At 64.6% G+C, this 24,104-nt stretch carries 18 protein-coding genes; 10 read left to right on the plus strand and 8 right to left on the minus strand.

Features of this window, described 5'->3' with window-relative positions; genetic code table 11:
• Positions 1-305: 305 nt before the first annotated feature.
• The 8 genes from M1B35_RS31380 to M1B35_RS31415 all read right to left on the minus strand — a co-directional run bounded on the left by M1B35_RS31380 (position 306) and on the right by M1B35_RS31415 (position 13,872).
• Entirely contained in the window at positions 306-1,052 is a 747-nt protein-coding gene (locus M1B35_RS31380; protein WP_268264009.1) for an SDR family oxidoreductase, read from the minus strand.
• A gap of 79 nt (positions 1,053-1,131) precedes the next feature.
• A complete protein-coding gene (locus tag M1B35_RS31385; RefSeq protein WP_268264010.1) occupies positions 1,132-3,207 on the minus strand; it encodes a putative bifunctional diguanylate cyclase/phosphodiesterase in 2,076 nt (691 codons plus the stop codon).
• 188 nt (positions 3,208-3,395) lie between these two features.
• Positions 3,396-4,889 (minus strand): efflux transporter outer membrane subunit, encoded by a 1,494-nt coding sequence (locus M1B35_RS31390; protein ID WP_279653295.1) that lies wholly within the window; start codon positions 4,887-4,889, stop codon positions 3,396-3,398.
• A complete protein-coding gene (locus tag M1B35_RS31395; protein ID WP_268264011.1) occupies positions 4,886-7,993 on the minus strand; it encodes an efflux RND transporter permease subunit in 3,108 nt (1,035 codons plus the stop codon). The genes M1B35_RS31390 and M1B35_RS31395 overlap by 4 nt, the downstream gene beginning before the upstream one ends.
• A gap of 148 nt (positions 7,994-8,141) precedes the next feature.
• Positions 8,142-11,240: an MdtB/MuxB family multidrug efflux RND transporter permease subunit gene (locus tag M1B35_RS31400; protein ID WP_268264012.1), complete on the minus strand. Its 3,099-nt coding sequence runs from the start codon at positions 11,238-11,240 to the stop codon at positions 8,142-8,144.
• Positions 11,237-12,553: an MdtA/MuxA family multidrug efflux RND transporter periplasmic adaptor subunit gene (locus M1B35_RS31405; protein ID WP_268264013.1), complete on the minus strand. Its 1,317-nt coding sequence runs from the start codon at positions 12,551-12,553 to the stop codon at positions 11,237-11,239. Before M1B35_RS31405 ends, M1B35_RS31400 begins: the two co-directional genes overlap by 4 nt.
• A gap of 175 nt (positions 12,554-12,728) precedes the next feature.
• Positions 12,729-13,229, minus strand: a complete 501-nt coding sequence (gene tpx, locus M1B35_RS31410) for a thiol peroxidase (RefSeq protein ID WP_123332566.1) — start codon at positions 13,227-13,229, stop codon at positions 12,729-12,731.
• A gap of 199 nt (positions 13,230-13,428) precedes the next feature.
• Positions 13,429-13,872 (minus strand): SRPBCC family protein, encoded by a 444-nt coding sequence (locus M1B35_RS31415; RefSeq protein WP_268264014.1) that lies wholly within the window; start codon positions 13,870-13,872, stop codon positions 13,429-13,431.
• Positions 13,873-14,271: 399 nt separating this feature from the next.
• On the opposite strand from M1B35_RS31415, the gene M1B35_RS31420 reads away from it, so the two are divergent.
• The 10 genes from M1B35_RS31420 to M1B35_RS31465 all read left to right on the plus strand — a co-directional run bounded on the left by M1B35_RS31420 (position 14,272) and on the right by M1B35_RS31465 (position 23,858).
• Positions 14,272-15,063: a hypothetical protein gene (locus tag M1B35_RS31420; protein ID WP_268264015.1), complete on the plus strand. Its 792-nt coding sequence runs from the start codon at positions 14,272-14,274 to the stop codon at positions 15,061-15,063.
• 9 nt (positions 15,064-15,072) lie between these two features.
• Positions 15,073-16,530, plus strand: a complete 1,458-nt coding sequence (locus M1B35_RS31425; RefSeq protein ID WP_268264016.1) for a DUF1254 domain-containing protein — start codon at positions 15,073-15,075, stop codon at positions 16,528-16,530.
• A 39-nt stretch (positions 16,531-16,569) separates the two neighbouring features.
• On the plus strand, positions 16,570-17,985 hold the full coding sequence (locus tag M1B35_RS31430) for a DUF1254 domain-containing protein (protein ID WP_123332557.1): 1,416 nt from the start codon (positions 16,570-16,572) through the stop codon (positions 17,983-17,985).
• 12 nt (positions 17,986-17,997) lie between these two features.
• Positions 17,998-18,951, plus strand: a complete 954-nt coding sequence (locus M1B35_RS31435; RefSeq protein ID WP_268264017.1) for a SphA family protein — start codon at positions 17,998-18,000, stop codon at positions 18,949-18,951.
• Between the two features lie 12 nt (positions 18,952-18,963).
• Positions 18,964-20,007, plus strand: coding sequence for a transporter family protein (locus M1B35_RS31440; protein WP_268264018.1), 1,044 nt, complete (start codon positions 18,964-18,966; stop codon positions 20,005-20,007).
• Between the two features lie 12 nt (positions 20,008-20,019).
• Entirely contained in the window at positions 20,020-21,075 is a 1,056-nt protein-coding gene (locus M1B35_RS31445) for a DUF2092 domain-containing protein (protein WP_268264019.1), read from the plus strand.
• 61 nt (positions 21,076-21,136) lie between these two features.
• Complete coding sequence (locus M1B35_RS31450) at positions 21,137-21,382, plus strand: hypothetical protein (RefSeq protein WP_123332548.1); 246 nt, start codon at positions 21,137-21,139, stop codon at positions 21,380-21,382.
• A gap of 24 nt (positions 21,383-21,406) precedes the next feature.
• Entirely contained in the window at positions 21,407-22,387 is a 981-nt protein-coding gene (locus M1B35_RS31455) for an AAA family ATPase (protein ID WP_268264020.1), read from the plus strand.
• An 11-nt stretch (positions 22,388-22,398) separates the two neighbouring features.
• Positions 22,399-23,349 (plus strand): DUF58 domain-containing protein, encoded by a 951-nt coding sequence (locus M1B35_RS31460; RefSeq protein ID WP_268264021.1) that lies wholly within the window; start codon positions 22,399-22,401, stop codon positions 23,347-23,349.
• A complete protein-coding gene (locus M1B35_RS31465; RefSeq protein ID WP_268264022.1) occupies positions 23,346-23,858 on the plus strand; it encodes a DUF4381 domain-containing protein in 513 nt (170 codons plus the stop codon). The genes M1B35_RS31460 and M1B35_RS31465 overlap by 4 nt, the downstream gene beginning before the upstream one ends.
• Positions 23,859-24,104 lie beyond the last annotated feature (246 nt).

Raw genomic sequence — 24,104 nt, forward strand, 5'->3', positions numbered from 1 at the left:
CCAGCGATCGCGGTCGCAAGGTTGGTGCCGGGCTCGAGGGCCCAATCGCCGGCGAGCCGGCTCCGACAAAAGGTCTCGGTGAGCCTGGGCGGGTTGTAGGAGCTGGCTTGCCAGCGATCGCGGTCGCAAGATCGGCGCCGGGCTCAAGGGCCCAATCGCCGGCAAGCCGGCTCCTACAAAGGGGCGCGGTGAACCTGGCAGGTTGTAGGAGCTGGCTTGCCAGCGATTGCGGTCGCAAGATCGGCGCCGGGCTCAGGGCCTCATCGCCGGCGAGCCGGCTCCTACAAGGTGGCGAGTGCGGTGGGTTAGCGGCCACCGCCGAGGTCGATAAAGCTGCCGGTGGAATAGGAGGCTTTGTCGGAGAGCAGCCAGATGATCGCTTCGGCCACCTCATCCGGGCGACCGCCGCGGCCCATGGGGATGGCGCCTTCCAGCTTGGTGACGCGGTCGGCGTCGCCGCTCAGGGCGTGGAAGTCGGTGTAGATGTAGCCCGGGCGCACGCCGTTGACGCGGATGCCTTCACCGGCCAGTTCCTTGGACAGGCCGATGGTGAAGGTGTCCAGGGCCCCCTTGGAAGCGGCGTAGTCGACGTACTCACCCGGCGAACCCAGGCGTGCCGCCACCGAAGACACGTTGACGATGCTGCCGCCCTGCCCGCCGTGGCGCGGCGACATGCGCAGCACCGCATGCTTGGCACAGAGGATCGGGCCGAGCACGTTGGTCTTGAGGATTTTCTGGATCCGGAATTCGGACATTTCATCGAGCCGCGACTTATGCCCCACGGTCCCGGCATTGTTGACCAGGGCCGTGACCCGCCCCAGTTCGGCATCGACCTCGTTGAACAGGCCGATCACCTCATCCTCGATGCTCACGTCGGCGCGCACGGCAATGCCCTGGGCGCCCAGCTCGCGCACCTGGCCGAGGACCTTGAGCGCCGACGCTTCGTCAGCCTGATAGTTGATACAAACACGGTAGCCCTGCTGCGCCGCCAGCAACGCCGTCGCCGCGCCGATACCCCGCCCGCCACCGGTGATAACGATGACTTTGTCCATACTGCCCACTCCCTTGCTGATCATGTGAACGCCAGCCATTAAACACGCTGCGGCCAGGGATGAATACTGTGGGCGTAGCTTAGCCGAGCGCTTTGAGCTGATGGATATCCTGCATGAAACGCTCGGCCGGCAATGGATGGCCGAGGAAATAGCCCTGCAGCGAATCGCAGCCCAACTGGGTGAGGAAACTCTGCTGCATGCCGGTTTCCACCCCCTCGGCAACGATGCGCAAGCCCAGGGCCTGGCCCAGGGCGACGATGGCCGAGACGATCGCCGCATCATCGCTGTCGTGTTCCAGGTCACGGACAAAACCACGGTCGATCTTCAACTCGTTGGCCGGCAAGCGCTTGAGGTACATCAGGCTCGAATACCCGGTGCCGAAGTCGTCGATGGACAGGTCCACGCCCATGTCCGCCAGTTGCTGCAGCACCGTCATGCTCGCATCGGCATCGCTCATGGCGGTGGTTTCGGTGATTTCCAGGGTCAGGTTGTTGGCCGGCAGCTTATAACGCTCCAGGGCCATGGCCACGCTGTCGACCAGGCCGGCATGGCAGAACTGCAGGGCCGAGAGGTTCACCGCGATGCGCCAGTCGGTGTAGCCCAGGACGTACCATTCGCGCATCTGCCGGCAGGCCTCATTGAGCACCCACTCGCCGATAGGGATGATCAGCCCGGTCTTCTCCGCCAGCTCAATGAACTTGTCCGGCAACAGCAGGCCGTGTTGCGGGTGCTGCCAGCGCAGCAACGCCTCGGCGCCCACCGGCTGGCCGTTGCCGGCGGCGAACTTGGGTTGGTAGTACAGCTGGAACTCGTTGTGTTCCACGGCATTGCGCAAATCCTGCAACAGCTGCAACTGGCGCCGGGCATTATTGTTCATCGTTGCATCGAAAAACCGATAGCCGTTCTTCCCTGCGCCCTTGGCGTGGTACATCGCCGCGTCAGCGTTCATCAGCAACTCATGGGCGCTGTGGCCGTTGCCCGGGTACAGGGCGATGCCAATGCTGGCGCTGATCTGCAGCTCATGCTCGGCCACGCGGAACGAACGTGACACCAGGGCCACCTGGCGCGAGGCCAGGCGCTGGGCGTCGTCCGGCTCGACCAGTTGCACCAACAACACGAACTCATCGCCGCCGATCCGCGCCAGGGTGTCTTCGCTGCGCAGGTCTTCACGCAGGCGCAGGGCCACTTCCCGCAGCAACAGGTCGCCCATGTGATGGCCAAAGGCGTCGTTGACCGGTTTGAAGCCGTCCAGGTCGATAAACATCAAGGCAAAACAACCGCTCTGCCCGGCCACTCGGTGCATGGCCTGGTCGATGCGCTCGGCCAGCAGCACCCGATTCGGCAAGCCGGTCAGGGTGTCGTGCAGGGCCAGTTGGGTCAGTTCTTTGTTGGCCTCGGTGAGGGACTGGGCCAGCACCGCGGTGCGCGCTTCCAGGCGCGCATCGAGCACCGAGGTCAGCAAGGCGATGATCAGCACCGCCAGGGTGGTGATCAGCACCAGGTTATCCAGGCCCTTGCCGTTCAGGCCATTACCCAGGGCGCCGCAGAAACTGTCATCGGCAAAGCGCGCAGCGGCCATGCCGGTGTAATGCATGCCGACGATGGCGAAGCCCATGATGACCGCTGCACCGCCACGGACCAGGCGCACATAGGGGGTGTTCTGACGCAGGCGGAAGGCGATCCACAGCGCCGCGGCCGAGGCGCTGACGGCAATCAGCAGGGAGGCACTGAACAGCGTGGGGTCATAGTCGATGCCCGGCTGCATGCGCATGGCCGCCATGCCGGTGTAGTGCATGCCGCTGATGCCGGTGCCCATGATCAGCGCCCCAAAGGCCAGTTGCCACAGGGGCAGTTGGGCCTGGCTCACCAGCCACAGGGCAAAACCGCAGGAAAGAATCGAGATCAGCAACGACAGGCCGGTGAGCGTCACGTCGTAGGCCAGTTCGATGGGCAGGTCGAAGGCCAGCATGCCGATAAAGTGCATGGACCATACGCCGACGCCCATGGCCAGGGCGCCGCCGGCGGTCCACAGAGGCACGGCGCGGCCTTTGGCGGTGGCGATGCGACCGGTGAGATCAAGAGCGGTGTATGACGCGAGGATCGCTACAAACAGCGAAATCAGCACCAGCGAGGGGGAGTAACTGCCGAGGAGCATGGGAAATCTCTAGCGTAAGGCCAGCATCCCAGCGTGGCGTAAAAATGGGACGATTGTACTGATTGCCACAAAGAACGCACTCAGAAAATTAGCAAAAAGCCATCATTCAATAAAAAGGGCTGGATCCGCCCCCCACTCCCTTCCTGCAACCCCCGGGAACAGGGCACGAACCGCCCGTCGCTAATACTTCAAGGCTGCTCGGGGGGCTGCAACTGACCATCCCAGCCACCGCCCAGGGCGGCGATCAACTGCACGCTGGCCAGCAGCCGGCTTTGCAGCAGGCTCAAGACGCTGCGCTCGTTGCTCAGGGCCGTGGCCTGCACGTTGACCACGTCCAGGTAGGCGATCAGCCCGGCCTTGTACTGGTTTTCGGTCAGGCGCAGGGATTCCCGAGCCGCTTCCAGCGCCTCCTGGCGCACCCCGGCTTCGTCCTCCAGGACCTTGAGCTGGACCATGTAGTTCTCCACCTCACGGAAACCGTCGAGCACGGTCTGCCGGTACTTGGCCACGGTCTGGTCGTAGGCCGCCTCGCTGCGATCGACTTCCGCCGAGCGCTGGCCGCCGTCAAACAGGGTCATGGCGAGCTTGGGCCCCACCGACCAGAAGCGGTTCGGCAGGCTGATCCAGTCGGCGTAGGTGCTGCTGCTGTAGCCACCGGCCAGGCTCAGGCTCAAGTCCGGGTAATAGGCGGCCTTGGCCACGCCGATGTTGGCGTTGGCAGCGATCACCGAGCGCTCCGCCGAGGCGATGTCCGGGCGCCGCTCCAGCAGTTGCGACGGCAGGCTCAGGGGCACAGGCGGCAGGGCCGGGATGCTCTGCACCTCGGCCAGGCTGAACTCCGCCGGCGGCAGGCCGATCAGCACGGCGATGGCATTCTCCAGTTGGGCGCGCTGCCAGATCAGGTCGATCAAGTCGGCCTGGGTGCTTTTCAGTTGGGTTTGCGCCTGGGCCACCGCGTCCTTGCCGGAGACCCCGGCCTGGTACTGGTTCTGGGTCATGGTCAGGGAACGCTGGTAGGCCGCTACTGTGGCGTCCAGCAAGCGCTTTTGCTCATCGATGACCCGCAGTTGCAGGTAGTTCTGCACCAACTCCGACTGCTGGCTCAGGCGCATGGCCGCCAGGTCGGCAAAGCTCGCCTCGGCACTGGCTTCATCAGCCTCCAGGCCCCGGCGCAGCTTGCCCCAGATGTCCGCTTCCCAACTCACGCCCAACTGGGCGTTGTAGGTGTCGCGAATGCCACTGCTGGAGCTGCTCAGCCCCGAACTGCTGCTGCCGGTGCCTTGGCTGGCCCGGGTTTTCCCGGCGCTCAGGTCCACCGAGGGCAGGAACGCGCCCCGGGCACTGCGCACCAGCGCCCGCGCCTGGCGGTACTGGGCTTCGGACTGGGCCACGGTCTGGTTGGCACTGTTGAGTTTGTCGATCAGGCCGTTGAGCTGCTGGTCGCCATACAGCTCCCACCAGGCGCCACGGGCCAGGGAATCGCTGGGGTTGGCCTGGCGCCAGCCCTGGGCTTCCTTGTACTGGGCCGGTTCAGCCACGCCGGGCCGCTGGTAATCCGGGCCGATGGCGCAAGCACTGAGCAACAGCAGGCTCAGGCTCAGGCTCAACAACCGCGAACCACGGCTCATGGCCAGCGTCAGCACGGACGGCGCGGGAAGGTTGCGGGAGGAACGGTCAGTCATAGCGGCGTTTCCAGAGCAGCATCGGTACGGACCCCACGCCAGTGGTTGAAACTGTGGCGCAGGCGATCGAGATAGAGGTAGACCACCGGGGTGGTGTAGAGGGTCAGGATCTGGCTGAACACCAGGCCGCCAATAATGGTCAGGCCCAGGGGCTGGCGCATTTCCGCGCCTTCGGCGCTGCTCAGCAACAGGGGCAAGGCCCCGAGGATCGCCGCCAGGGTGGTCATGAGGATCGGTCGCAGACGCTGCAGGCAGGCGCTGCGGATTGAATCCAGCGGGCTCAGGCCCTGGTGCCGTTCCAGTTGCAGGGCCAGGTCGATCATCAAGATGGCGTTTTTCTTCACCACGCCGATCAGCAGAAACAGCCCGAGCAGGGAAATCAGGCTGAACTCGCCGCCCAGGGCGTAGATCGAGAGCAAGGCGCCGACACCGGCCGACGGCAAGGTGGAGAGAATGGTCAGCGGGTGGATGTAGCTTTCGTACAGCACCCCCAGCACCAGGTACACCGCCAACAGCGCACCCAGGATCATGAACGGCTGGCTTTTCTGGGTGGCGGCGAAGGCGTCGGCGGTGCCGGCCATTTTGACGATCACGTCTTCGGGCATGCCCAGCTTGGCAATCGCCCGCTCGATGGCGGCCGTGCCCTGCTCCACCGTCACCCCTTCGGCCATGTCGAAGGAAATGCTCTCCGAGGCGAACTGCCCCTCGTGGCTGACCCGGTCGTCTTCCAGGCTATTTTCATAGTGGGCAAAGGTCGACAGCGGAATCCGCGCCCCGGCCGAGGTAATCACTTGCACCTGTTTCAGGGTGATCGGGTCCCGGGCGTATTTGGGGTTGACCTCCATCACCACCTGATACTGGTTCAGGCTGTCGTAGATGGTGGAGATCTGCCGCTGGCTGTAGGCGTTGTTCAGCACCGCAGTGACCATGTTCATGTCCACCCCCAGGCGTTTGGCCTGGTCGCGATCCACCACCAGGGTCACTTGCTGGGCGCCGCTGCCCTCCCGCGCATCGATGGCGGTCAGCTCGGGCAAGGCTTTCAGGGCCGCGACCACTTTCGGGTACCACTCGCGCAACGAGCCCAGGTCACCGCTTTGCAGGATGTAGGAATACTGCGAGGTGGTCTGCTCGCGGCCGCCGCCGAACTGCAGGTCCTGGTCGGCCATCAGCATCAACTGGGCCCCGGGGACCTTGGGCATGTTCTTGCGCAGGCGCTCGATGACCTTCTGCGCCGACAGGTTGCGTTCCTTGATCGGCTTCAGGCGCACCAGCATAAAGGCGTTGTTGGTGCCGTTGCTGCCGCCGATAAAGCCGGCCACGCTTTCCACCGCCGGGTCCTTGAGCACGGCGCGGCGGAAGGTTTCCATCTTCGGCTGCATGACGCTGAACGACAGGCCGTCGTCGCCGCGGATAAAGCCCGTGAGCTGGCCGGTGTCCTGCTGCGGCAGGAAGGTCTTGGGCACCACCACGTACAGCGCCACATTGACGCCCACCGTCAGCAACAGGCTGAGCAGGGTCAGGCGCCGATGGCGCAGCACCCAGTCCAGGCTGCTGGCGTACTTGGCCACCATCCAGTCATTGGCCTGGCGACTGCGCCGTTGCAGGGCGTTTTCCACCCCGGGGGTCTGCGGCTTGAGCCAGCGCGCACAGAGCATCGGGGTCAGGGTCAGGGACACCACCAGCGAGACGACGATGGCCGCCGCCAGGGTGATGGAGAACTCGCGGAACAGGCTCTCGATCAACCCGCCCATAAACAGGATCGAAAGGAACACCGCCACCAGCGACACGTTCATCGAGAGCAAGGTGAAGCCCACTTCCTTGGCCCCCAGGTACGCCGCCTTCATCGGCGCCACGCCTTCGTCGATGTGCCGGGAAATGTTCTCCAGCACCACGATGGCGTCGTCCACCACCAGGCCAGTGGCGAGGATCAGCGCCATCAGCGACAGGTTGTTCAGGGAAAAGCCATACAGGTACATCACCGCAAAGGTGCCCACCAGGGACACCGGCACCGCCAGGGTGGGAATCAGCGAGGCGCGGAAGTTGCCGAGGAACAGGTACACCACCAGGATCACCAGGCCCACGGCGATCAGCAGGGTCATCTCGGCTTCATGCAGAGTGGCCTTGATCACCGGCGAACGGTCCATGGCCAGGTTGAGCTTGACGCTGGCCGGCAACACCGCCTGCAGCGCCGGCAACTGGGCCTTGATCTCGTTCACCGTCTCGATGATGTTGGCCCCGGCCTGGCGGTTGATCACCAGCAGCACTGCCGCGTCGTCGTTGAAGAAACCGCTGTTGTAGCGGTCTTCCACGCCGTCGCTGACCTTGGCCACGTCCTTCAGGCGCAGGGTCGCGCCGTCCTGGTAACGGATAATCAGCGGCTCGTAGTCCTTGGCCTTTTCCAACTGGTCATTGGCCTGGATCTGCCACAGGCGCTGATCGTCTTCCACCGAGCCTTTGGGCCGACGCTGGTTGGCGGCGGCGATGGTGTTGCGCACGTCATCCAGGGCCACGCCGTACTGGTTGAGCAACTGCGGCTCCAGCTCGATGCGCACCGCCGGCAGGGAACTGCCGCCAATCTGCACCTCGCCCACGCCCTGCACCTGGGACAGGCTCTGGGACAGGATGGTCGAGGCCAAATCGTAGAGCTGGCCCTTCTCCAGCACGTCCGAGGTCAGGGACAAAACCATGATCGGTGCCTGGGACGGGTTGACCTTCTTATAGGTCGGCATGCTGCGCATACCGCTGGGCAGCAGGTTGCGCGAGGCGTTGATCGCCGCCTGCACCTCCCGCGCCGCGCCATTGATGTCGCGGTCCATGTCGAACTGCAAAATCACCCGGGTCGACCCCTGGCTGGAACGGCTGCTCATGGTATTGACCCCGGCAATCGCCCCGAACGAGCGCTCCAGGGGCGTGGCCACGGTGGACGCCATCACCTCGGGGCTGGCCCCGGGCAAACTGGCCTGGACCACAATCACCGGGAAATCCATCTGCGGCAGCGGCGCCACCGGCAACAGGCCGAAGCTGACCCCGCCCAGCAACATGATTGCCAGGGAAAGCAGCATGGTCGCCACGGGGCGTTTGATGAACGGGCCGGAGAGGTTCATGGGCGACGGCTCCGAGCTTCAAGCGGCAAGTGGCAGGAGAAGCTACGAGCGGCAAGCGGCAAGCTGCAAGAGAAAAGCGGGATCGGCGTGCGCTCTGGCTGCTGCTTTAACTTGCAGCTTGTAGCTTGCCGCTCACCACTGCCCCCCCTCATACCCCCTCCTCCTGGACGACTTCGCGTTTGCCGAAGCGACGCCCCAACCGATCAAACGCCAGGTAGATGACGGGCGTTGTAAACAAAGTCAGCACCTGGCTCACGAGCAGCCCACCGACCATCACCAGGCCCAGGGGCTGGCGCAGTTCGGCGCCGGAGCCGGTGGCGAGCATCAGGGGCACGGCGCCGAACAGGGCTGCCAGGGTGGTCATGAGGATTGGCCGGAAGCGCAGCAGCGCCGCCTGGTAGATGGCTTTCTCCGGTTCCATGCCCTGGTTGCGTTCGGCGTCAAGGGCGAAGTCGATCATCATGATCGCGTTTTTCTTGACGATGCCGATCAGCAGGATGATGCCGATGATGGCGATCATGCCCAGGTCGTTGCCGCTGAGAATCAGCGCCAGCAAGGCCCCCACCGCGGCCGAGGGCAAGGTGGAGAGGATGGTGATCGGGTGGATGTAGCTCTCGTAGAGCACGCCGAGCACGATGTACATGGTCACCACCGCCGCCAGGATCAGCAGCAAGGTGCTCGACAGCGACGCCTGGAAGGCCTGTGCCGCGCCCTGGAACTGGGTCTGCACGCCCAGCGGCATGCCGATTTCCTGCTGCACCTGTTCGATCACCTCGACCGCATGCCCCAGGGCCACGCCCGGGGCCAGGTTGAAGGACATCATCACCGCCGGGAACTGGCCGATATGGGCAATCGCCAATTGCGCCTGACGCTCTTCCACATGGGCCAGGCTCGACAGCCGCACCTGGCCGCCGTCGGTGGTCTTGACGTGGATCTGCTCCAGCGCCTGGGGCCCGATGCGCTCGCCGGCCTGGGCCTGGAGCACTACCCGGTACTGGCTGGCCTGGGTGTAGATGGTGGAAATCTGCCGCTGGCCAAAGGCGTCATACAGGGCATCGGTGATGTTCGCCACCGACACGCCGACCCGCGAAGCGGCATCGCGGTCGATCACCAGGAACACTTGCAGGCCCTTGTCCTGCAGGTCGCTGGCCACGTCGGTGAGTTCCGGGCGCTGGGCCAGGGCCTCAACCAGGCGCCCGCTCCACAGGCTCAGCAGGTCGGCATCCGGCGAGGACATGCTGAATTGGTACTGGGTGCGGCTGACCCGGTCTTCGATGGTCAGGTCCTGCACGGGCTGCATATACAGACGAATGCCGATCAGCTTGTCGACCTCAGGCTGGATCCGCGCAATGATCTCGGCGGCGCTCAAGTCGCGATCGCGATGGGGCTTGAGGTTGATCAGCAGGCGCCCACTGTTGAGGGTGGCGTTGTCGCCGTCCACACCGATGTAGGACGACAGGCTTTGCACTGCTGGGTCTTCCAGGATGATCTTCGCCAGGGCTTGCTGACGCTCGCTCATGGCGGCGAAGGACACCGACTGCGGTGCCTCGGAAATGCCCTGGATGACCCCGGTATCCTGCACCGGGAAGAAGCCCTTGGGCACCGCTAGGTAAAGCACCACGGTCAGGCCCAGGGTGCCGACGGCCACCAGCAGGGTCAGGAACTGATGCTTGAGCACCCACTGCAACTGGCGCCCGTAACCGGCGATCAGCCAGTCAATCCAGGCCCCGCTGGCGCGGTAGAAACGCCCCTGCTCGTGTTCCTTGGGCTCAGGCTTGAGCAGCCGCGCGCACATCATCGGCGTCAGGGTCAGGGACACCACCAGGGAAATCAGGATCGCCACCGCCAGGGTGATGGCGAACTCGCGGAACAGCCGGCCGACCACGTCGCCCATAAACAGCAGCGGGATCAGCACCGCGATCAGCGACAGGGTCAGGGAGATCAGGGTAAAGCCGATCTGTTTGGCGCCCTTGAGCGCCGCCTGCATCGGACTGTCGCCCTCCTCGATGTAGCGCGAGATGTTTTCCAGCATGACGATGGCATCGTCCACCACAAAGCCGGTGGCGATGGTCAGGGCCATCAGGGTCAGGTTGTTCACCGAGAACCCGGCCAGGTACATCACGCCGAAGGTGCCGATCAACGACAGCGGCACGGCAATCGACGGAATCAGGGTGGCGCTGGCGCGACGCAGGAAGAGGAAGGTCACCATCACCACCAGGGCAATGGCGATCAGCAGTTCGTGTTGCACATCCGTTACCGAGGCCCGAATGGTCTGGGTCCGGTCGGTGAGCACCGTGACGTCCAGGCCAGCCGGCAGGTTGTCGGTGATGCTCGGCAGCAGCGCCTTGATCCGGTCTACCACCTCGATCACGTTGGCCCCGGGCTGGCGCTGGATGTTCAGCAGCACCGCCTGGTTCTCGTTGGCCCAGGCCGCCAGGCGCTCGTTCTCGGCGCCATCGACGATCTGTGCCACGTCCTTCAAGCGCAGCGGTGCGCCGTTGTTGTAGGCCAGGATCAGCTCGGCGTACTCCTTGGGCGAGGTCAGCTGGTCATTGGCATCGAGCATCGAGACCCGGGTCGGGCCGTCGAAGTTGCCCTTGGGCTGGTTAACGTTGGAAGCGCTGATCAGGGTGCGCACGTCCGCCAGGTTGAGACCGTTGGCCGCCAGGGCCTCGGGGTTGACCTTGATCCGCACCGCCTGGCGCTGGCCACCGGCAATGCTGACCATGCCGACGCCACTGATCTGGGCGATTTTCTGCGCCATGCGCGTGTCCACCAAGTCATTGAGCTTGGGCAACAGCATGGTCTTGGAGGTGATCGCCAGGGTCAGCACCGGGGTGTCGGCCGGGTTGACCTTGTTGTACACCGGGGGCGCCGGCAGGTCGTTGGGCAGCAGGTTGCTGGCCGCATTGATCGCCGCCTGCACCTGCTGCTCGGCCACGTCCATATTGATGTCGAGGCTGAAACGCAAGGTCAGCACCGAGGCGCCGCCGGAGCTGGTGGAAGCCATCTGGGTCAGGCCGGGCATCTGCCCGAACTGGCGTTCCAGGGGCGCGGTGACCGCGCTGGTCATCACGTCCGGGCTGGCCCCGGGGTACAGGGTCATGACGCGGATGGTCGGGTAATCCACCTGGGGCAAGGCCGACACCGGCAGCAAGCGATAGGCGATCAGGCCGGCCAGGACAATGGCCAGCATGCTCAGGGTGGTGGCGACCGGGCGGAGGATGAACAGCCGCGACAGATTCATGGGCCGACCTTGCGGGTCTTGCCGTCAGCGGCCGGCGCCGCCGTGGTGCTGGCCGGTTTGCCTTGCAGGTGTTCGGTCGGGGTGGTCGGCACTTCACTGCTGTCGTTGACCACTTCCACGTCGCTGCCTTCCTTGAGGCGGTCGGTGCCTTCGAGCACCACGCGGTCGCCCACGGCCAGGCCGTCTTCGATCACGGTCAGGTCGCCGTCGCTGGCGCCGACCTTGAGCGCACGGATCTGCGCCTTGTTGGCGCTGTCCACGGCGTACACAAAGGTGCCGTTGGTGCCGAACTGGATCGCCGCCGACGGCGCCAGGACCACCCCTTTCAGGGTGTCGGCCAGCAGCCGCACATTGACGAACTGATTGGGGAACAGGCTCTGGTCACGGTTCTCGTAGCGCGCCTTGAACTTCAGGGTGCCGGTGGTGATGTCGATCTGGTTATCCAGGCTCTGCAGCACGCCGGTGGCCTGCAACTGGGTATCGCCACGGTCCCAGGCTTGCACCGGCAATTTGGCGCCGCTGCGGTAGCGTTCCAGCACTCGGCTCAGGCTGTTTTCCGGCAGGGTGAAGGCCACGCTGATGGGCTGGGTCTGGGTGATGATCACCAAGGCCGTGGTGTCGTTGGCCGACACCAGGTTGCCCACGTCCAGTTGCCGCAGGCCCAGGCGCCCGGCGATCGGCGCGCGAATCTGGGTGAATTCCAGGTTGAGCTTGGCGTCATTGACCGCCGCCTGGTTGGTCTTGACCGTGCCCTGGTACTGGCCCACCAGCGCGGCGGCGGTGTCCAGGGTCTGTTTGGCGATGCTGTCCTGGGCGTACAGGCCGCGATAGCGCTCAAGGTCGACCTGGGCGTTTTTCAGTTGGGCCTGGTTTTGCAGCAGGGTGCCTTCGGCCTGGAGCAAGGCGTTCTGGTAAGGGCGCGGGTCGATCTGCGCCAGCAAGTCACCGGCCTTGACCATCTGCCCTTCTTCGAAATTGACCTTGACCAGCTCGCCGCCCACCCGGCTGCGCACATTGATGGTGTTCAAGGCCGTCACGGTGCCCAGGGCCTTGTAATACAGCGGGAAGTCGCCTTGGGTGACGGTGGCCACCCGCACCGGGATCGGCCCCGAAGACCCGCCGAACCCGGGGCGCATCATGCCGCTGCGACCGGCGTGCCCGGCACTGGCCTTCTGCTCTGCGGCCTGGTTGTGACTGCTCGATGCCGGCCAGAATTTCCAGCACAGGCCAGCGATGACCAACAGGACAAGCAGGCCGAACAGCCAGCGACGAGGGTTGCGGGAGGCAGAAGATTGCATGGGATGATCAACCATTGGGCGCGTGGGGGTCTTCTTTTAGGAAGGCTGAAAGATAAGCAACGGCGACGCATTAGCAAAGCGCCTTTACCGGCAATTTACCTTCGACTGACGTTTTACATCCCCAGCTAAACCACTGAGGCACAAATAAAAACGGCCTGGGCAGGGCCAGGCGTCGATGCAGGCAGCGCTATTACTTGAGGACGGCCAGGGCCGCGTCGTAGTTCGGCTCCTCGGCAATTTCCTTGACCAGTTCGCTGTGCAGGACCTTGTCGTTTTCGTCCAGGACAACCACGGCACGAGCGGTCAAGCCGGCCAGTGGGCCGTCGGCAATGGCCACGCCGTAGTTTTCGATGAACTCACGGCCACGCAGGGTGGACAGGTTGAGGACGTTTTCCAGGCCTTCGGCGCCGCAGAAACGGGCCTGGGCGAACGGCAGGTCAGCCGAGATGCAAAGCACCACGGTGTTGGCCAGTTCATTGGCCTGGGCGTTGAACTTGCGTACCGAGGTGGCGCAGGTCGGGGTGTCGACGCTTGGGAAAATGTTCAGCACTTTGCGCTTGCCGGCAAAGCTGCCCAGGGTAACGTCGGCCAGGCCAGCGCCCACCAGGGAGAAAGCAGGCGCCTGGGCACCGGCTTGTGGCAGTTGGCCGTTGACTTGTACCGGGTTGCCTTTAAGAGTGACTTGAGCCATGAACGGAGTCCTTTTAAGCGGTTGTTATTGAACAGCAATGAAGAATTTTCCAGAGGCCGAAGTTAAACACGAAACGGCCTGCCGACCTACGGTCAAACGCAAATTGTCATACAACCAGGGCGCCAGGGTTGTCGCGCCCACAGCCACCGTCTAGAGCGCTCTGGGGCAACCACCTGGACCGCCACACGCCGCCCGCCACTCAGCCAAGCAGGCGCAACATGTTGCGATGGCGGGCATCGAAGATACGCGCCATGTAGCGGTCAACCAGCAACCACTCCAGCGGCGCACCGCCCAGGGCCGCATACGTCACCCGATCGGTATACAGGGCGCCGCCTTCGGCTGGGGCCACCCGATGCTCATGGCGAAAGGCCCGCAACGGCCCCTTGAGCATCTCGTCGACGAAATGGCTGTCGCTGATCTCACGAATCACCACCGTCCAGTTGGCCGGAATACAGCCGAACATCCAGTGCCGGAAGCGAAATTCGCGCCCGGCGCTGATGCGCAAATTGTTCAAATCCAAGTCACCCAATGGCGTGACCCGCTCCGGAAAAATCTTCGGAAAGTTGACCCCCTCCAGACAGAAGTCCAGCACCTGCTCGGGGCTGCGATTGGCAATGAAAGTGGTGCGTTCGACAACGGGCATGAACAGCCATCCTCCTTGATCCAGCCGTAAAAATCGGCCATCAAATTCAACAAATAACTTTATAAACAATCAATATCTGACTGTTTTATAACGATTTTTTATATTCTAGAAATGACATTAACTAAACCACACAAAACACCATGAAATGATCATAAGCAACCTCATCCCTGGCGTGTTCCAGATCCGCCTCGAACGCCTCCCCCCAGCGTTTTTTTTGTCCACAACGGCCAGTGATCCGTTGCACAAAAAACCAAAGAATTAATGCCTACGGCTGGATAAGTCGGACTCTGCTGCTAGCTTCATCAGACAAGTCCTACCCATTAGAGAGAAACATTATCAGTTAGCGAACGGCTCAAGAAGTGCCGCCCGGTGACACTGCCAACAAAGGATTGGGGAAACATGTCCAGAGCACTTTTTGCGCCGTGGCTGGTTATCGCGGCAACGCTGGCACCTGCCTGTCAGGTTTGGGCCGACAACGCCGACACGGCGAACAAAAGCAACAACCCGTTGAACCTCGCACCCGGGCTCAACCTGCAGGATTACTACACGCCCCGGCTCTACGACAGCAACGCCCACACCAACGACACCCTGCTGCGCGGCACCCTGCCGGTGGCGCCCGGAGACGTGATCGGCGTGCCGCAACTGCTGCGGGCCACCCTGCCCATCAGCACCCGCCCCGCCCCCCATCACGGCTACAGCACCGGCATCGGTGACCTCAACCTGTTCGATATCTTCCTGCTCAAGACCGAGGGCGTGCAGTTGGGCATCGGCCCGCAGGTCACCGCCCCCACCGCCGCCGAGGATGAATTGGGCACCGGCAAGTGGCAGGCCGGCCTGGCCGCCATCGCCATCGACAGCTCGCCCCGGGGCCTGCTCGGCGCCCTGGTGCAGTACCAAAGCTCCTTTGCCGGCGACCACGACCGCGCCCACGTTGAAAGCGCCACCTTCCAGCCCTTCCTGATCCATAACCTGCCCCGGGGCTGGTACCTGCGCTCCACCGGCACCTGGACCTTCGACCTGAAGAACAACACCCACTATATCCCCATCGGCCTCGGCGCCGGCAAGGCCTGGAAAGCCGGCAGTAACATCGTCAACGCCTTTGTCGAACCGCAATGGACCGTGGAACGCAAAGGCGACGGCCTGCCCCAGTTCACCCTGTTCGCCGGGATCAACGTCACCTTCGGAAAGTAAGGAACCTCTATGCACCCTCTCCTGCGCCGCACCGGCTACAGCCTTTTCGCCCTGTCTGCCAGTTGCGGGGTCGGCGCCCAGGAAAGCGGCGTGCCCGCCCGCCTGGAGGCCATCACCCTGCAAGGCGAGCTGCCGGCACGGGACGCCATCGCCGGGCTCTATGCCGAACTGGACTTCCAGCAGGCCACCCAAAGCTACCTCTGGGCCCTGCCCCTGGTGTCCTACGCCCAATGGCAAAAAGAGTTCCAGGAAAAACTTGGCGCGCAAAACGGCGACCTGATGGTGCTCAACAGTTACGAAGACAAGCTCGGCGTGATCACCGCCAACGCTACCACCCCCTATATCCTCGGTTTTGTCGACCTCAATGCCACTGGGCCGCTGGTGATCGAGCTGCCACCGGGGCCCACTGCCGGCGGTATCGGTGACTTCTGGCAGCGGGCAATCATCGACATGGGCCAGACCGGCCCGGACCAGGGCAAAGGCGGCAAGTACCTGGTGCTGCCACCCGGCCAAGAGCCACCCAAGGACGCCGGGCAGTATTACCTGGCCAAGTCGCAGACCATGAACGTACTGGTGGGCTTTCGGGTGCTTGACCCGGACCCGGCCAAAGGCAAGGCGTTGGTCGAGCGTTTCAAGATGTACCCCTATGCCCAGCGCGCCAAACCCGGCCCCACCCGGCTGCTGTCCCCCGGTGGCAAGGCCTGGTCCGGCACCCAGCCCCAGGGCATGGAATATTGGCAGCGCTTGCACCAGATCATCCAGAAAGAACCGGTCAATGAGCGGGACCGCTTCTACATGGCCATGCTTGCCAGCCTGGGGATCGAAAAAGACCGGCCCTTCAACCCCAACACTCAGCAGCGCCAGGCCCTGGAGCAAGGGGCCCGGGTGGGCGAGCTGATCGCCCAGGCCAACACCTTCGCCAAGCGCTTGCCCGAGGCTCAGTACTGGCCCGACCGCCAGTGGGACAAAGTGCTGAACATCGAGGATCCCTCGCAACGGGTGGCCTATTACGACCAGCTCTGGGAGCGCAGCGCCTGGTTCTACGAGGCCGTGACCAACACCAAGGGCATGGTCTCCAAGACCCCCGGCCTGGGCCAGACCTACCTCGGCGCCTACACCGACCAACAGGGTCAGTGGCTTGATGGCGGCAAGCCATACCGCTTGCACCTCGCGGCCAACCCGCCGGCCAAGCAGTTCTGGTCGATGACCGTCTACGACATCGCCAGCCGCTGCCTGATCGACAACCCCCAGCGCAAGGCCGACCTGTCGTCGCGCCAGGACCTGAAAAAGAACCCTGACGGCTCCATCGACCTGTACTTCGGCCCCGAGGCGCCCAAGGGCTGGGAAAGCAACTGGGTACAGACCCTGCCGGGCAAACACTGGTTCAGCTACTTCCGCCTGTACGCGCCAACCGAAGCCTACTTCGACAAAAGCTGGAAGCTCGACGACATCACCTTGGTGCAGTAACAGCCAACCGCCCCATGACTCTGGCAAAAGGACCTGACCATGCCCCTCAAGCACCCCGCCCTCCTGTTGTTCAGCGCGTTGAGCCTGGCGCTTGCCGGCAACGTCTGGGCGGACTTCAGCGCCAGCCCCAACGAGGCCCGAGCCATTGCCAAGGAGGCCTACCTGTACGGCTTCCCGGTGGTGGAGATGTACAAGACCCTCTACACCCAAGCGGTGGATAAGGACGGCGCCAACTTCAAGGCACCGTTCAACCAGATCGGGAACACCGCCAAGGTCTTCACCCCCGAGGACAGCGCCTTCGTCACCCCCAACTCCGACACGCCCTACTCCTTCGTCTGGCTCGACCTGCGCCGCGAGCCGGTGGTCCTGAGCCTGCCGCCAATCGACGACGGCCGTTACTACTCAGTGCAGTTGATCGACCTCTACACCCAGAACTTCGCCTACCTGGGCACCCGCAGCAGCGGCAACAAAGGCGGCCACTTCCTGCTCGCCGGGCCCGACTGGCAGGGCTCGCAGCCGCCCACCATCGACCGCCTGGTGCGCAGTGAAAGCAACATCGCCTATGCCCTGTACCGCACCCAACTGTTCGATGAGCAGGACTTGGCCAAGGTCAAGCAGATCCAGCAGGGCTATCAGGTCCAGCCCTTGAGCCAGTACCTCAAGCAGCCAGCGCCCCCGGCGCCACCCGTAATCGACTGGCCCAAGCCCACGGCGGGCATGAGCGACAGCCCCGATGTGTTTCGCTACCTGAACTTCATGCTGGCCTTCGCTCCGGCCCAGGACGTGGAACGGGACCTGCTGGCACGCTTCGCCAAGATCGGCGTCGGCGCCGGCCAAGGGTTCAACCCCAGCGCCCTGAGCGCCGAACAACGCAAGGCCCTGGAAGACGGGATCGCCGATGCCAAGGCCGAATTCGCCACGTTCAAGAAGGACAAGATCGATACCCACCAGGTCACCAGCGGCGATTTCTTTGGCACCCGCGAGCACCTGAACAACCACTACCTGTACCGCTATGTCGGGGCCCGAATCGGGATCTTCGGCAACTCCGCCGAAGAGGCGAATTACATCGGCTACTTCGTGGACAACCAGGGGCAGCCGGCCGACGCTTCGAAACACCGCTACACCCTGCACTTCGCCAAGGGCCAACTGCCGCCCGCCGAAGCCTTCTGGTCGCTGACGATGTACGACGGCAAAAGCCAGTTACTGGTGGCCAACCCGCTCAAGCGCTACCTGATCAACTCGCGAATGCTGCCGCAGCTCAAGCTCGACGCCGACGGCGGCCTGACCCTCTATGTGCAGCACCAGGCACCCGCCCAGGCCTTGCAAAGCAACTGGCTACCGGCGCCTGACGGGCCCTTCTACGGCGTGCTGCGGCTGTACCTGCCCAAACCGCAAGTCAACAACGGCCAGTGGAAGATGCCGTTACTGACCCCCGCCGCCCCCACACCACAATAAGCGGAGCCCGCCATGGATAAACCTCAGATGCTTCGCCCCCTGATTACCCTGTGCCTGCTCGGCGCCAGCTCCGCGCTTTTGGCCAGTGAAGGCGGCGTGGGCCGGCCCATCACCGGGCAGCAGATCTACTCCAACGCCGGGATCATTCCGCCGGAACCGGGCTGGGTCATGTCCCTGACCAGCATCTATTACGACGGTGAACTCAAGGGCAGCCGCCAGGTGCCGATCATCGGCGGCCTCAGCGCCGGGCTGAAGATGAAAGTCTCCTACACCATGGGCAACTTCACCCGAGTCTGGGACACCGGCAAGGGCCGCTGGAACTTCGCTTCGGCGATCGGCGTGCCGGTGCAATACACCGATGTCGAGGCCAGCCTCAGCGGCCCCCGCGGGCAAACCGTGGGCACCCAAGACAGCGGCACCCAGTTCGCCGACATGCTGCTGACCCCCATCGCCGCCGGCTATCACTTCAACGAAAAGGACCACATCGCTCTCTCCCTGCCGATCTACGTGCCCAGCGGCGCCTACAACGACAACCGCCTGGCCAACCCCGGGCAGAACAACTACACCTTCATGCCCACCCTGGCCTTCACCCACCTGGATGGCCATGGCGGCGAGTTCAGCCTGATGACCGCCCTGGAGTTCTACACCCGCAACGACGCCACGGATTACCGCAGCGGCAACAACTTCCGGCTCGACGCCCTGTGGACCCACGGCTTCGGCAATGGCTGGAGCGCCGGGCTGGTGGCCGGTTACATCCAGCAGATCAGCGATGACCGGGGCGACACCGCCGACGCCCTCAACGGCTTTCGCGGGCGCTCGGTGGGCGCCGGGCCCACGGTCGGCTGGAGCGGCAAATTCGCTGATGCCCAGGCCAACATCAGCGCGCGCTGGATCCCCGAGTTCGACACCAAGAATCGCCCCGAAGGCAACGGCGTCAGCCTCAACCTGACCCTGGCGTTTTTCTAGGAGATCGCACGGATGATCATCAGCTCCCGATTCGCCCTGTGTGGCCTTTTGCTCAGCGGCGTCGCCAACGCCGGCAATGATCTTCCGGGGCTGGGCAGCGACGGCAAGCCAGCCACGTCCAAGGGTGATCCCGAGACCTGTCGCCAGCTGCAGCAGAACTTCGACATTGACCTCAAGGAAGTGGTCAAGGCCGGTTGCGAGCCGTCCACCGAGCAGATCTCCAAGCTGATGGACAACCCGGTGGGCAACCTGGTGCTGCTGTTCAACCAGTTCGACTACACCGCCCTCAAGGGCCCCCACAGCAACGGCACCCGTTACCTGGGCAAATACAGCTTTATGCCGACCTTCCCCATTTCCCTGGGCGAGGACTGGAACCTGATCAACCGCCTGCCCATCAGCTACGTCAGTGCGCCGGTCAACCGCAAGGCCGGCAATCTGATCGGCATGGGCCCCAACGAGCTGCTCCACGATCGCAGCGACTTTGCCTCGGTGGTGCAGGACCCGTTCGACCGTACCAGCGGCTTCGGCGACCTGGCCTATGTCGGGGTGTTCTCGCCCAAGCAGCCGATCCGCTTCGACGGTGGCGGCAAACTGGTCTGGGGCCTGGGCCCGACGGTGATGTTCCCCACCGCCGAGCACGATGTGCTCGGCACCGGCAAATACGCCCTGGGACCGGCGTTCGTCGCCGCCTACCTGGGGGAAGACTGGACCCTGGGGGTCTTCCCCCAGCACTGGTGGTCGGTGGCCGGCGACAGCCAGCGCAAGGACGTCAGCCTGACCAACGTGCAGTACTTCATCCAGCGCGTGATCCCCGGCCCCGCCCAGTGGCGAGTCGGCATGACCCCCAACGTCACCGTCAACTGGAAGGCCGAGAGCGGCAACAAGGTGACCTTTCCCATCGGCCTCGGGGCTGGGCGCATCTTCAATTTCGGCAAGTTGCCGGTGCGCATCTCCGGCGAAGTGCAGTACTCGGTGATCCACCCCGATGACCAGATCAGCAGCCGCTGGAATTTCCGCCTGTCGTTTATCCCGGTCATCCCGACCTTTATGTTCTGAGCGAGGCCTGCCATGCCCAGTCAACGTTGGCTTCACCCGACCCTCGCCCTGCTCTGCGCGCTGACCCTGTTGGTCCCGCTCGCGGCCGCCGACGAGGCCAAGGCCGAGCTCGAGCCCAAGGCGTTGCAGGCACTGGAGCAGATGGGCCGCTACCTGCGCAGCCTGCGCCAGTTCGGCATCGAGGCCCAGAGCAGCACCGACCAGGTGCTGGAGGACGGCCAGACCCTGGAATTTCGCCACCGCACCGAACTCCTGGCGCAACGGCCTGACAAGCTGCGGGTCAGCGTCGAAGCCCAGGGCGCGCGACGCAGCCTGTATTACGACGGCACCTATTTCACCCTGTACGAAAGCCGCAGCGGTTACTTCACCCGTGCCCCGGCACCGGCCAGCATCGAGCAGTTGCTGGATCAATTGAGCGAACGCTATGGCATCGAGTTGCCCCTGGCCGATCTGTTCCGCTGGAACGCCGACACCGCGCGCCAGGTGGGCCTCAGCTCGGCCCTGGTGATTGGCAGTGAGACCCTGGACGGCCAGCGCTGCGAGCACTACGCCTTCCGCCAGGCCGAGATCGACTGGCAGCTGTGGCTGCGCCAGGGCGACCAGCCACTGCCGTGCCGCCTGGTGATCAGCCGCCGCGACACCGCCGAGCGCCCCCGGCACAGCGTCGACTTCCAGTGGCAACTGGCAGCACCGATGACGGCCAAAAGCTTCAGCTTCGACCCGCCCGCCGCGCCCGGGCCGTGCCTTTGCAGCAAATGGCCCCGGCCGCCGTCCGCCAGGAGCAGCAACCATGAGCACAGGCGCAACCTTGAAACCCGGCCCCTGGCTGCTGTGTGCGGCCCTGAGTTTGAGCCTGTTGCACGTCGCCACGGCCCAGGCCTGGCAAGTCCGGGGCGGCGGTGGCGCGCGAACCTTTGTCGTGCCCCATGGTGGTGGCGGCCATGCGCTGCCGGCCTACCGCCCCATGCCGCAACCGGCGCCCCATCCTTATCCGCACCCGGAGCCAAGACCCTCTCCGCAACCGCATCCACAGCCTTACCCCGGGCCCCATCCCGAACCACGCCCTGAACCCCGGCCGTACCCGGGGCCCGGCCCTGGCCCCTATCCGCCTGGCCCGGCACCGCACCCCATGCCACCTCCGCCACCGCCACCGCCCCAGGGCGATGACTGGTACCACCCCTGGGCCACGGCCGCCGCCATTGGCGTCACCACCGCGGCAGTGATCGCCATCGGCACCCAGGTGGCCAGCGTGCCGCCTGACTGTGTGTCGGTGGTCGCCAATGGTGTGGCCTACCAGCACTGCGGGCCGACCTGGTACCAGCCGCAATACGTCGGCGGCAGCGTGCACTACATCGTGGTCGCCGCCCCATGGTAAATCGCCCCCAGACAAGGAATGCCCATGACCGCACTCAATGATCTGAATGCCCTGCAAGCCAGCATCGCCGAGGCGGTGCTCGGCCAGGACCAGGTGATCCGGCAGATCCTCGTCGGCCTGTTGGCCAACGGACACCTGCTGCTGGAAAGCCTGCCCGGCCTGGCCAAGACCCGCACGGTCAAGGCCCTGGCCAAGCACCTGGAAGCGAAGATGAGTCGCATCCAGTTCACCCCGGACCTGTTGCCTTCGGACATCACCGGCGCCGAGGTGCTGCACCAGGTCGACGGGCAGAACCAGATCCGTTTCCAGCCCGGCCCGCTGTTCGGCAACCTGATCCTCGCCGACGAGATCAACCGTGCCCCGGCCAAGGTTCAGGCGGCGCTGCTGGAGGCCATGGAAGAACGCCAGATCACCGTGGCCGGCGCCAGCCACGCCCTGCCCGAGCTGTTTATCGTCCTGGCCACCCAGAACCCCATCGAGCAAGAAGGCACCTACCCGCTGCCGGAAGCGCAGATGGACCGGTTCCTGATGAAGCTGCTGCTGGACTACCCCAGTCCCGACCACGAAGGCCAGGTACTGCGCATGCTGCGGGAAGAAGAGCAGGCCCAGGGCGCCGAGGCGCCGGCCGTCGCCGGTTTCACCCTGGCGCAGCCGGTGATCTTCGCCGCCCGCCAGGAAGTCGCGGCGGTCCACGTGGCGCCGGCCATCGACCGCTACCTGATCGACCTGATCAACGCCACTCGCCACCCCGCCGACTATGACCCCGACCTGGGCCGCTGGATCGCCATTGGCGCCAGCCCCCGGGGCGGCATCGGCCTGGACCGCTGCGCCCGGGCCGATGCCTGGCTGCAAGGCCAGGACTTTGTCTCGCCGGACAACGTGCGGGCCATGCTCCACCCGGTGCTGCGCCATCGCCTGCAACTGAGCTACGACGCGGTATCGGACGGGGTCAGCGCTGACCAGGTGCTGGACCGGCTGCTGGACAAGGTCGCCATCCCGGCTTGAGGAGGACACCGATGCACGCTCGACAAGACAGTGCGGATGGACGGGTCTACGTGTCCCTGGGGCAGTTGATGGCCCTGGCGTTCCAGGCCCGAGCCTTGAGCTTTCTGACCCGTCAGCCGCGGGGCAGCATCCTCGCCGGCCAACATGCCTCGCGCTTGCGCGGGCGCGGCCTGAACTTCGATGAGCTGCGCCGCTATCAGCCCGGCGATGACCTGCGTCACCTGGACTGGCGGGCCTCGCTGCGTACCGGCAAACCGGTGGTGCGCACTTTCACCGAAGAGCGCGACCGCCCGGCGCTGATCCTGGTGGACCAGCGCATGTCGATGTTCTTCGGCTCCCGGGTCAGCTTCAAATCGGCCCTGGCCGCCGAACTGGCCGCCCTGGCGGCGTGGATGGTGTTCAACGCCGGCGACCGGGTGGGCGGCCTGGTGTTCAACGACCAGCGCATCGACAGCGTCGCCCCACTGCGCAGCCGCAAGCGGGTCGAGGCCCTGTGCAGCCTGGTGGTCCAGCACAATCAGGCGCTGCACGCCGGCAACCCGGACAGCGAAGACCAGGACCAGTTGGACAAGGTGTTGCGCCAATGCCTGGCCCTGGCCGGCCACGACCACCTGATCTGCATCGTCAGTGACTTTGCCGGGGCCGGCCCCCAGACCTTGCAACTGCTGCGGCAACTGGCGACCCATAACGACGTGATCGCCTTGCAGGTCTACGACCCCCTGGCCCTGAACCTGCCGCAACAGGGTCGGCTGCGGGTGACCCAGGGCCAGTTACAGGTGGAACTGGCGGTGGAGCGGCGCCAGGTGCATCAGCCCCTGGGCGACTTTCTCAGCGGCCGACTCAAGGATGTGGCCAGCCTGCTGCGGCGCAGCCAGGTGCCGTTGATGATGTTCAGCACCGCCGAGGACGCCCACAGCCAACTGCGCGCCGAGTTGGGCAAATTCGGGATGGCTCGCCGATGAGCGCCCAAGTGCCGAGCATCGAGCAACTCCAAGAGTTGGGCCTGCCCGCGCCGGTCAGCTACGCGCCGCAGACCTGGGGCTGGTGGCTGCTGCTCGGCCTGCTGCTGGTGGGCCTGCTGGCCTGGAGCGCCCGGCGCTACCGGCAATGGCGCCGCGATCGCTATCGGCGCGAAGCCTTGCAGCGCCTGGCCGCTTTGCAAGGCAACAGCGATCCGATCGCCGCCCTGCGCGAACTGCCCGAACTGCTCAAGCGCGTGGCCCTGTCCATGCCCGGCCAGCACGGTGCCGATAGGTACCGGCCGGCCCGCACGGGGCCATTGAGCGGCGCGGCCTGGCAAGCCTTTCTCGAACAACACAGCGCCCAGCCCTTGCCGGCCGATTTCAGCCAGCAACTGGCCCGCCTGGCCTACGCCCCCGATGCCCAACTGGCGCAACTGTCCGCCACGCAACGCCAGCAGCTGTTCGACACCTGCACACATTGGGTGGAGCACCATCATGTGGCCGCCTAAATTCCCCCTCGCCCCTATCGCCGGCAAGCCGGCTCCTACAGAGGCCGTGGCTTACCCGAGCGATCCCGTCCTGTCCCACACCTGTAGGCGCTGGCTTGCCAGCGATGGCGTCCTCACAATCGCTATCGCCGGCAAGCCGGCTCCTACAAAGGCCGTGGCTTACCCGAGCGATCCCGACCTGCCCCACACCCGTAGGCGCTGGCTTGCCAGCGATGGCGTCCTCGAAATCGCTATCGCCGGCAAGCC

It is taken from the genome of Pseudomonas morbosilactucae (assembly GCF_023241665.1).
Taxonomy (GTDB): Bacteria; Pseudomonadota; Gammaproteobacteria; order Pseudomonadales; family Pseudomonadaceae; genus Aquipseudomonas; species Aquipseudomonas morbosilactucae.